The organism is Mucilaginibacter sp. P4_G9, assembly GCF_056400985.1.
This window is the reverse complement of the sequence record NZ_JBFUKF010000181.1, coordinates 1-10,588: the sequence shown is the minus strand read 5'-3', so window position 1 is coordinate 10,588 and position 10,588 is coordinate 1. Positions and strand designations below refer to the sequence as shown.

Here is a 10,588-nt window from a genome sequence, read left to right as displayed (position 1 = left end):
GTTCAAACAAAATCTTATAAACAATGACCACTACAACCAAAACAAAATCAGGCGATTCCGCGCCCGATGATATTAATACCGCCCCTACCCGTTTATTTTCATTGGATGCCCTTCGCGGGTTTGATATGTTTTGGATTATGGGTGGCGAAGAGATCTTTCATACCATGGCCAAAGCCACCAAATCGCCATTTTGGGAGGCCATTGCAAACCAGTTTACACACCCCGACTGGAATGGTTTTCACCTGTACGACCTTATCTTCCCGCTATTCCTGTTCATGGCGGGTGTATCTACACCGTTTTCGGTTGGCCGGGAATTAGAGAAAGGCAAGAGCAAAAAACAGTTGGTTGTTAGGGTTATAAAAAGAGCATTATTATTGGTATTGCTGGGTTTAGTGGTTAATAACGGATTAAACATTATGCCAATATCCGAGATCCGTTTTGCAAGTGTGTTGGGCCGTATCGGGATTGCTTATATGTTTGCCAACATTATTTACCTGTACAGCAGCGAGCGCATGCAAATGGTATGGTTCTGGGTATTCATTATAGGTTACTGGTTGCTGCTTAAATTTACTTCGGCACCAGGCTTCCCGCATGGCGATTTAACAATGCAGGGCAATTTTGCATCGTATATGGATAGGATCATCCTGCCAGGCAAGTTGTATCTGGGCATTCATGATCCCGAAGGTTTATTTTCTACCATACCGGCCATTAGCACCGGATTATTAGGTATAATTACCGGTACCATATTAAAAAAGACCGGTTTAGCGCAAATGAAAAAAGTGGCTATACTGACTATTACCGGTATAATATTCCTGGTGATAGCCCAAATATGGAATCTTGATTTCCCTATCAACAAAAACCTGTGGACCARCTCGTTTGTAATGCAGGTAGGTGGTTTAAGCCTGCTGTTGATGGCATTTTTTTATTATATCATAGATGTGCTCGGTTACAAAAAGTGGTCGTTTTATTTCAGGGTGATCGGCATGAACTCCATACTGATCTATGTATCTGGTCACTTTATTAAATGGAGCTATACCAACAACGGTTTCTTTGGCTGGATAGGCAAGCTCATGGGCGATCCTTTTAATGCCGTAGCTATGGCCATTACCTTTGTAATGGTGAAATGGCTGTTTTTGTATTACTTGTACCAGAAGAAGACATTTTTACGCGTTTAATACACGATTTAAGGATTAACAGGGTGTCTGAATTGGAATTCATCGAATTAACGAATTTGCAGAATTTTAGAATTCTAATAATTCAACTAATTCGATGAATTCCGGTTCAGATAAAACAATCTGCGTCCCGTTCATCCTGCGCAATCTTTTAATCCTGTTTAAAAGAAAGCAGCATACTCCTCCGGCATTTCATCAATGCTTTTAATCTGGATATCTTTAAAATATACTTCACCGGCTTCACTTTGCAGCTGGAGTTTGCCTTTGGTTAGGGGTTTGCTTTCCTTGCCATCCTGGTAACTTAGGTTTGATAGCGCGTTAACTACATGACCATTTACAATGTACACGCTTTTATCGCCGTAGCAAATCAGCTCCATGGTGTTCCATTCTCCTTTTGAATTCTCAAAGTTTTCGCTGCGCTGGCAAAAACCCTGGTTAGGTGCGCCTACTCCCATAAATACCTTATCGGCATCCTTGTTAAACACGTAGTTGGGCACTCCTGTTGGTTTGCCGGCCCGCACAGTGGCATGTGCGGCACCCACGTTCCAGTAATCACCAATGCCGCCTTCCATCACCTGGAATTCCTCTGACAGCATCCATGAATGGAAATAGTCTGCTCCGCACTCGCCCTGCGAGTGGTATAACAAGCCCGAATCAAGAGGTTCATTTAAACGGGGATCCCATTTTTTGGTACCGAATTTAGTTTTCAGTTTAAGGTGATAATTCTGAAAATCCTGTTTGGTATAAATACAGCCATAAATTTCGCCGCTGATGTGTAATACAGGTTCATTGTTCTGCATTTCTACCGTGAATACATTGGCCTCATTTTTATCATAGCCGATAGGTGGCAGGGTTTTGCCATCGGCATCCTTAGGGGCTACACCTTTATAAGGGAATTTAAGCCGGAAACTTTGGTAAATGGTCCATTTACTCATTTTTTTATCCATGAGATTGGTCCACCCTTTATCGGCGTTGAAGGATGTAAGCGCTGAAATAAACAAGCAGCTTATTACGATGGTTGAGATTTTTTTCATAGTGGTGAGATGCTATAAAATTTGAGGTTTAATTTAACACGCAATCGATTGTTATTGCCCATTAAAAGTAAACATTCAACTTTAAAGAAAAGCCGCTATTGGTAAAAAACAATCAGCAATTGATTAAATGCTACCAGCTTAATTATTGCTTTTTAGCCCATTGCTGCCGGTCTTCGGGCGATAGAAAAGTCCAGGCCATTATCCTGCTTGCCTTTTGCCCCTGCGACATGTTAATGGTTTGAACTTCAATTGCACCAGCCTTTTGCAAAGCATTATACAAAATGCGCAGATTTTCTTTTTTTGATACCAGGGTAGTAAACCATAAGCATTGCTTGGCAAACCGGGTACTTTGAGTGGCCATTTGCTTTAAAAACGCGGCCTCGCCGCCAGGATACCAAAGTTCGGTATTTTGGCCGCCAAAATTGAGCAAGGGTTCTTCCCGGCCAACTTTAAGGCCAAGGTTGTTCCATTTACGTTTTGAGCCTTCGGCAGCTTCTTTAACAGACGCGTGGAAAGGCGGGTTACAAACCGTAAGATCAAACAATTCGCCAGGTTTTATGGCAAAAGTGAAAATATCGGCCTTGTGCTTTTGCAGGCGAAGCTCGATGGCATTTTTCAGCTCATCATTTTTACTGATGATCTCCTGTGCCGATTGTAAAGCCTGCTCATCTATATCAACCCCAACAAAACTCCAGCCATATTCCTGGTGACCGATAATGGGATAAACACAATTGGCTCCTACCCCTATGTCCAATACCCTAACCTTTTTGCCTTTACGGATAACGCCATCATTAGCTGCAGCCAAAAGATCGGCCACATAGTGGATGTAATCGGCGCGGCCGGGGATAGGAGGGCATAAATAACTTTCGGGGATATCCCAAAAGCTAATCCCATAATGATGCTTTAGCAAAGCCTTGTTCAGCAATTTAACCGCCTCGGGATTGGCAAAGTTAATGGTTTGGCTATCGTATTTATTTACGGTTACAAAGGGCCGCAATTTGGGCGTAGCCTTCATCAGCGCCTTAAAATCATACCCCTCGCGGTGGCGGTTTCGCGGGTGCATAAATTCTTTAACTTCGGGTTGGTTTGGTGCTGATTCGGGCAAGTTTTTGTACTTTAATTTATAAATTTAAAAATGGCAGTTCATTATTTAGCTTTAAGCTTTCGGCCTTCGGCTTTAAGCTATTACAATATTGCCCAAATTGGCGGGCGAGTAATTGATCGATTTCAGGGTTTTGTTATCTGCAGTACGGTATACCAGGAACAGCCCATCAATCTCCTTATAGTGCGATTCAGTATCCGTCGTATTGCGGTAATGTTCAATAGTCTGGTTGGCTTCTTCTATGGTTTTACAGGCCTTGCTCATGTTTGACCGGTGAACCTCGTCAAATAATTCCTTAAACTTTTGTCCAAGACCAAATTCCAGTACAGCGCCTGATAATACGTATTGCAAATCGCACAATGCATCGGCTATTTCAACCAGGTTATTGTCATTCACGGCCTGTTGCAATTCTTTCAACTCTTCGGCCAAAAGTTCTATCCGCAACTGGCAACGCTCCTTTGACGGAATTTGCGGTGCTGCTATAATAGGATGTTTAAAAGTGCTGTGAAATTCGGCAACCTGGTTTAATGAGTTTAAATCTTTGATCATGGTTATCAGGAAATATCTAAGGCTGCTAAGTTATGAATAACCACAACGCTTTCAAAAAAACACAATTTAAAACAGATTGATAAAAATTGGGTTATATTATTTATTTAACAATCACTTAACATATAGTCATTTTGTTAACATAAACATAATATTAAAATAGCTTTATATTAACTTACCTTTGTGCCGAAAATAAGTTCAAAACCAACCTGAATTTTCTCAAACGTTCTCTATGAAAAATAAAAAAGCAAAATCCCCTGAAAAAGAAGCCCGCAAAGCACTAAAAAATCAGTTAACCGATAAGTTTACCGCTCAGCTAAAAGCTATTGTAAGCGAAGTTGAACCCGATCTTAAAAAAGCAACAAAGGCTATTGAAAAGACTGCCAGGAACTTAGCAAAAAAACTTACAGCCAAAATAAGCGACAAAAAACAAGCTCCAGCCAAAGCCAACAAAAAACCCAAAGTGGTTTCAGCCGAAGTTAAAGCCCCGGTTGCGCCTGTTGCTAAACCAGCAGAAGTTAAAAAACCTGTTGCAAAAACCAGCGTCAAAAAAGTTGCCKCCAAACCGGTTGTTGCCAAAGAAGAGAGCTCGCCTGTAAAATAATTTCGTTTATTACGATTTTAATAAAATAACAAAATCTGGTTTTATGACCCGGCTTTGTTATTTTTGTTTTTCGCCTAAGGAGAACCAGTTGCCCGAGTCATCTTTAAACAAGGCTTCAAAACCATAAAACTCTTTTGTTGGTTCTTTTTTAAATTCAACGCCTTTGGCTTTCAGCTCTTCGTAGGTAGCCATCAGATCGTTACATTCAAATACGCCAAAACCAAAGGTACCCTGGCTTACCAGTGTACGCATTTGCCGTGCAGCATCCCCTTTAAACATCATGCCTTCGGCAATGGCCATAAGTGATATTTCCAGTTCGGGTTGTTCGGGCGGGCATACGGTGAGCCAGCGCATCCCGGGGCCCATTGACGCGTCGGTGTGCACTTTAAAACCAAGCTTATTAACGTAAAACTCAAAAGCACTGTCCTGGTCAAGAACAAATATGCTAACGTGGTTCATTTTTGTGATCATGTGGAATAATTTGTTTGAACCAAAGATGAACAATAAACCAGGCGCTTACTTATTGAAAATTGCTGTTTTTTACCCAGCCATTTTCCTGCGCAAAACAATTGGGAATAAATTTTAATGGCGATTGCAACATATCGGCCAGTCTTTTAAGTGCCTGTTGCTGGTAAGCGTATGGCGACAGATGAACAATTTTTTTAAACAAAGCCGAAAACGAACTGGCGCTGTCAAACCCTACAGCATAACAGGCCTGTGTTACCGGGGTGCCTTCCTGTAACAGCAAGCGGGCTTTTTCAATCCTCACCGCTATCAGGTACTGGTGCGGTGTTTTGCCATAAGCTGATTTAAACAGGCGAATGAAATGGAATTTTGAAAAAAAGGCTTCATCAGCAATATCATCAAGATTAATCGGCTGGTGGTAGTAATCATCAATAAACAATTTGGCATGTACAATACGTCTGTATAAATATACCTTTGGGATTGATGCGATGCCTGCCATATCATTATATAAAAACCTGGGTAAAGATGAGGCAATTAGTTAAATTACTCAAACCATACCCAGTAATTAATTTTTTTTTAAAACATTTTCCTCTATAATAACATTATCCGTTTAGTATTGTTATATCCATCTTTCTATAGCTTAAATGGCTTTAAAACATAGTTCTGCTTTACCTCCGGAAATGTTAAGGGTTTTTGAGACGTTACCTCAACCCTACCTCATTCTTTCGCCAGAACTATTTATTCTCACAGCCAGCAATGCCTATTTAAAGTTAACAGGCAAAACAAGGCTGGCGCTGGCAGAACAATACCTTTTTGATGTTTTTCCTAAAATTCCGGACTGGTCATCCGAAGATGGAGGCATTTGCTTTTCGCTTAATAAAGTATTAGAAACCGGGCAGCCGCATCAGTTGCCGGTAATGCGGTTTGATATACCCAACGCAGCTGACCCTTCGCAAATGGAAGAACGTTACTGGAATACCGCACATACCCCGGTGTTTGATGCCGAGGGCGATATGAGCTATATCATTCATTATACCGAGGATGTTACCCAACAGGTAATTACCGAACGGAATTTAAAGCAAAGCCTGGAAAAAGAAATAACTGCCGCCGCAAAAGCCCCAAATTTGAGCAGGCAAATGGAAAAGCTTTTGGAGGAGATTCCCGCGCAGATAGCCGTAGTTACCGGCCCCAACCTGGTTTATGATTTCATAAACCCGCGGTATAAAAACGAGCTTTTTCCAAACCGCGAAGTATTAGGTAAGCCCTTGTTAGACGTTTTGCCCGAAGTAGGCGGACAGCCAATTTTTGATGCCCTGCAGCATGTTTACAAAACCGGCGAAACCTTTACAGGCAACGAGATTTGTATCCCGCTGGCCAAGGAACCGGGCGGACCAATACAAGATCATTATTTCAACGTGTTTTACCAGGCCCTTAGAGACGAGAGTGGCAAAATAGTATCTGTCTTAAGTTTTAAATACGAAATAACCGACCTTGTTTTGGCAAAAAATCGCCATGAACAAAACAAGCGGGACTTATTGACCGCAAATTTGGACCTGGCAAATGCCAACGAAGAGATACAGGCAACCAACGAGGAGATAAGATCGGCAAATGAAGAACTAAGCGCCGCGAACGCGGAGCTGTTCCAGGCGCAGCAAGACGTGCTTAAGCTAAATGATGAGTTGGAGGAACGGGTGGAGTTACGCAATATTGAACTTTTTAATGCCCAGGCGGCAGCGGCCAGTCAGCGCGACAGGCTGAAAAGATTTTTTATGCAGGTACCTACGGGCATTTGCGTACTTGACGGCCCCGAAATGGTATTTGAACTGGTAAACCCGGCATACCAGCAGCTTTTCCCGGGCCGGGATCTGTTTGCCAAACCTATTATAGAAGCTTTGCCCGAACTGGCAGGCACCCCCATTATAGATATTTTAAAAAATGTTTACTATACCGGCAATACATTTGAAGGTAAAGAGCTATTAGTACCGCTGGCACGAACTGTTAACGGCCCGCTTGAAGACCGCTACTTTACGTTTATTTACCAGGCAAGATACGATGCTGATGGCACTGTAGATGGAATTTTGGGCTTTGCTTTTGAGATGACCGAGACCATACTTACCCGGCAAAAAGAAAAGGAGAACGATCAGCGTTTCCGCTTTTTACTGAATGCAATGCCACAACAGGTTTGGACGGCCCGCCCCGATGGTTATCTTGATTATGTTAACGAAGTTGTATGCGACGACTTTGGCCAAAGCATGGAAGAAATACTTGGCCGCAGTTTACAGGAATTTATCCATCCCGATGACAGGCTGATCAGTTCGCAAAAATGGAAGGCAGCTTTGCAAAACGCTGATGAATTTATGGTTGAGTTTCGCCTTAAGTTTTATAACGGGCAATATATTTGGCATTTAGTGAGGGCTGTGCCACTGATAGAAAATGGCCAGGTAAGGCTATGGCTGGGTACCAATACCAATATCGAGATGCAAAAGCATAAMGAACAAAAGAAGGATGAGTTTCTGTCAATAGCCAGCCATGAGTTAAAAACACCGCTTACCAGCATTAAAGCATTTAACCAGCTGATGCAGCGAACTACTGATGCGCAAAAGCTCAACAGCTTTGTCCAAAAATCGGCAGCCCATGTACTGCGGCTGGAAAAGTTGATTAACAACCTGTTGGATGTTACCCGCATCAATGCCGGTAAAATAGCTTATAACATGGAACCCTTCAGTTTCCTGGAGATGCTTAAAGATAGTATAGAAAGTGTTCAGCAGGCAACAACATCGCATCAGATCATTCTGGAAAAAGCCGATGATGTAACCTACACCGGCGATCGTTTCCGGCTGGAACAGGTGGTGAATAATTTTCTTAGCAACGCCATCAAATACTCGCCCGAGGCCGACAGGGTGATTGTAAATTGTACCCTGCATACCGATAACAGCCTCATTGTATCTATTCAGGATTTTGGTATCGGCATTGAGGAAAAAAACCTGATGCGCCTGTTTGACCGTTATTACCGGGTTGATAATACCGCCATGCGTTTTGAGGGTTTGGGTCTGGGCCTTTTTATATCCGCCGAAATCCTGAAAAGACACCATGGCAGTTTCTGGATAGAAAGCGTACCCGGTGAAGGCTCAACCTTCTTTTTCAGACTGATGCTTGACCCCGCCAAAAAAACTGAACCCGTAATAGATGGCGACCGGTACTACCAGGACAGCACAATCACCCTTACTTATAACCAGGAACGTAACCGCATAGATGCCGACTGGACCGGTTTTCAAAACCTGGAATCGATACAAAAGGGGTGCCTTCGCATGCTGGATATGTTGAAAAAAAACAAAGTTCACAGCGTACTTAATAACAACATCCATGTACTTGGTAATTGGTCTGAAGCGGCAGACTGGAGCCATAACGAATGGTTCCCGGCTATGGAAAAAGCGGGATTAAGGTACTTCGCCTGGATTAATTCGCCAAGTGTTTTCAGCCAGCTATCTGCCCGGAAAAGCGTGGATACCCTGGTTGGCAAAATCGTTTTCCGTTTTTTTAACGATGTGGAGTCGGCGATAAAATGGATAGATAGCAAGTAGCAGCAAACTGCTCTTGTGGGAAACTTTGCATGTGGGGTACCGATCCGGATCAGTTGGCGAACGGCACGACCCGCCGGTTAGGGGTTAATCAATCATATACCCCTTAAGCTCCGCCTGCAGTTGCTTTGCAGTTGCAATTAATGATTTATCAGCAATGTAGGGCTCAATATCAACATCCTTACCTATCATGCCTTCTTTAAATACATCCTTGAACCTGAAATATTTTAACGAAAAATTCCAGTTATTTTTAAGGTGCGCAAAAACGTTGGCATCCTCCCTATTTAACATCGAATAATTAACCACTATGAAAGCATCGCGGCTTAATTTTTTAATACAATTTAGTATATCCCGGTTGTAGGTGATCCAGATTTTTAAAAATTCCTGGGCGTAAGTATGACAAAATTCCTCAAGTCTCCGGCTTCGCCTGAATTTTAGCCATGCAAGTCGTGATAAATATTTACGGGCCAGGTATTTATTATCAACATACCTGAACTCACGCCTCAGTAACGAGCTGATTACCGACTGGTAGTCGCGCAGAATGATAAGATAGCAGGCATCCGGGAGCAACTCTTTATAAACATCCAGGAACAGGCAGGTACGGGGATCTTTCCATCCCCATTGATCATATAACCGCTGCTTAACGTTAATAATGCTTTTAACTTTTTCCCGCTCGTAAATTGAAAAGGAAACATGTTCATCTGTTAAACCCGAAATTGGGAGCTGATGATTGGCAAGGATCTCTTCATGTACTTTTAAAAACTCTACATCTTCAAAGTGCCCCTCCACGTTTCCATGATTTGGCAAAGCCAGTCTTTCACCCAGCTGCATACCGCATTTGGAAAGCCAATGGGTAATAAGCGAGGTGCCAGAGCGGTGCATACCGGCAATAATGAGTGTTCTTTTTTGCATAAATTACAGTGGGGCAAATAACATAAACAATAATGTGACTGATAAGTTTAAACTTTACCGGCCATTTTATGCTGAGCCTTTTCAATAGGGTGAAGATTATTCAGGATAAAGTACAATAGAGACGAGGTGCTTTGCGCTATGGTACTTTTACTTGTATTTATATACAAATCCGGATCATGGGGCACATCAAACTGGGCGTTAATGCCGGTAAGATTGGTTAGCTTATCGGGGTGCCCATCTGGTAAAAAGGCTTTTTTGTACAGCCCTTTTGTATCCCGGCTAATCAGTTTACTAACAGGACAATCAATGTGAACAATGTTTACATGCTCATACTTTTCGGCCAGTTCGCGGCGCAACTCATCGTAAGGATTTATGGCGCTCACTATAGTAACTATTCCGTGTGCCGAAAACCGGCTGGCCACAAAGCCCAAACGCCGTATGTTTTCGTACCTGTCGGCTTTACTAAACCCCAGATCGCGGCAAATTTCGTTGCGATATTCATCGCCATCAATTATCTCCGTTCTTATGCCCAGGTCGTTTAGTTCGATAGCAACATTTTTAGCCAATGTTGTTTTACCGGCTCCCGATAATCCGCAGAAAAGTAGTATCATAATTTAATAATTTATGTTTTATTACCATGACCGGAAAGCACTGCAGGTTGCTTTCGTTTAATGAACATAACGATTAAATCAGGGGTTAAATTATGTTACATTGTAAAGAGTTCTTTACAGATAAGTTAATAACCGAGTCGAAAGAGGCAGAAAAACCTTTAAATTGAGCTGTAAATGGCGTTTTTGGGTTAAATGACAGCGCTACGTATAAAAGCATAAAAATGATACACCTAACAAAAATGTTACTTGTTTTTGGGATCACCCGGGCTGGTTTGCCCTGTTGTTAATGCAATATTTTAAACATCAGTTCCTTCATGAGTTCGCCGTGAGGGGCGTTTGATTCAACCCCTTTACTTTTCAAATCGTACTCGCGCAGGTAGCTGATAACCTGCATAGTTTTCGGATAGCTATAATTACGACCGGCCAGTTCATAATCTTTTACAAAATAAGGGTTCACCCCCAACTCGCGGGCAACGTTTTGCTGCGATTTATCTTTTACATAATGATAAGCCAGCACCTTGCTAAAAAAGTTATTAAGGTTACCCAGCACCAGTACTATTGGGT

At 42.3% G+C, this 10,588-nt stretch carries 10 protein-coding genes and 1 pseudogene; 3 read left to right on the top strand and 8 right to left on the bottom strand.

The annotated features are described in order from the left end of the window. Nucleotides 1-23: 23 nt before the first annotated feature. Nucleotides 24-1,175 (top strand): acyltransferase family protein, encoded by a 1,152-nt coding sequence (locus AC1DPZ_RS15790; RefSeq protein WP_477405049.1) that lies wholly within the window; start codon nt 24-26, stop codon nt 1,173-1,175. A 158-nt stretch (nt 1,176-1,333) separates the two neighbouring features. Here the strand turns inward: AC1DPZ_RS15790 and AC1DPZ_RS15785 are convergent, their stop codons facing one another. The 3 genes from AC1DPZ_RS15785 to AC1DPZ_RS15775 all read right to left on the bottom strand — a co-directional run bounded on the left by AC1DPZ_RS15785 (nt 1,334) and on the right by AC1DPZ_RS15775 (nt 3,857). Next, nucleotides 1,334-2,206 (bottom strand): 3-keto-disaccharide hydrolase, encoded by an 873-nt coding sequence (locus tag AC1DPZ_RS15785; protein WP_477405047.1) that lies wholly within the window; start codon nt 2,204-2,206, stop codon nt 1,334-1,336. 142 nt (nt 2,207-2,348) lie between these two features. Continuing rightward, a complete protein-coding gene (gene rlmF / locus AC1DPZ_RS15780) occupies nt 2,349-3,311 on the bottom strand; it encodes a 23S rRNA (adenine(1618)-N(6))-methyltransferase RlmF (protein WP_477405045.1) in 963 nt (320 codons plus the stop codon). A 72-nt stretch (nt 3,312-3,383) separates the two neighbouring features. After that, complete coding sequence (locus AC1DPZ_RS15775; protein ID WP_477405043.1) at nt 3,384-3,857, bottom strand: pyrophosphohydrolase domain-containing protein; 474 nt, start codon at nt 3,855-3,857, stop codon at nt 3,384-3,386. 229 nt (nt 3,858-4,086) lie between these two features. On the opposite strand from AC1DPZ_RS15775, the gene AC1DPZ_RS15770 reads away from it, so the two are divergent. Beyond that, nucleotides 4,087-4,458, top strand: a complete 372-nt coding sequence (locus tag AC1DPZ_RS15770; protein ID WP_477405041.1) for a hypothetical protein — start codon at nt 4,087-4,089, stop codon at nt 4,456-4,458. A 57-nt stretch (nt 4,459-4,515) separates the two neighbouring features. Here AC1DPZ_RS15770 and AC1DPZ_RS15765 read toward each other — a convergent pair whose 3' ends face one another. Beyond that, a complete protein-coding gene (locus tag AC1DPZ_RS15765) occupies nt 4,516-4,929 on the bottom strand; it encodes a VOC family protein (protein ID WP_477405039.1) in 414 nt (137 codons plus the stop codon). Between the two features lie 49 nt (nt 4,930-4,978). Next, nucleotides 4,979-5,422: a helix-turn-helix domain-containing protein gene (locus tag AC1DPZ_RS15760; RefSeq protein WP_477405037.1), complete on the bottom strand. Its 444-nt coding sequence runs from the start codon at nt 5,420-5,422 to the stop codon at nt 4,979-4,981. 145 nt (nt 5,423-5,567) lie between these two features. Between AC1DPZ_RS15760 and AC1DPZ_RS15755 the strand changes: the two genes are divergently transcribed. After that, nucleotides 5,568-8,504, top strand: a complete 2,937-nt coding sequence (locus AC1DPZ_RS15755) for a PAS domain-containing protein (RefSeq protein ID WP_477405035.1) — start codon at nt 5,568-5,570, stop codon at nt 8,502-8,504. Between the two features lie 84 nt (nt 8,505-8,588). Here AC1DPZ_RS15755 and AC1DPZ_RS15750 read toward each other — a convergent pair whose 3' ends face one another. The 3 genes and pseudogenes from AC1DPZ_RS15750 to AC1DPZ_RS15740 all read right to left on the bottom strand — a co-directional run. Beyond that, the gene (locus AC1DPZ_RS15750; RefSeq protein WP_477405033.1) at nt 8,589-9,413 is read right to left on the bottom strand and encodes a sulfotransferase; all 825 of its coding nucleotides are present in this window, start codon (nt 9,411-9,413) and stop codon (nt 8,589-8,591) included. A gap of 47 nt (nt 9,414-9,460) precedes the next feature. Next, on the bottom strand, nt 9,461-10,024 hold the full coding sequence (gene cysC, locus AC1DPZ_RS15745) for an adenylyl-sulfate kinase (protein ID WP_477405031.1): 564 nt from the start codon (nt 10,022-10,024) through the stop codon (nt 9,461-9,463). Between the two features lie 283 nt (nt 10,025-10,307). Next, a pseudogene (locus AC1DPZ_RS15740) lies at nt 10,308-10,588 on the bottom strand (DNA polymerase III subunit delta); the annotation flags it as partial.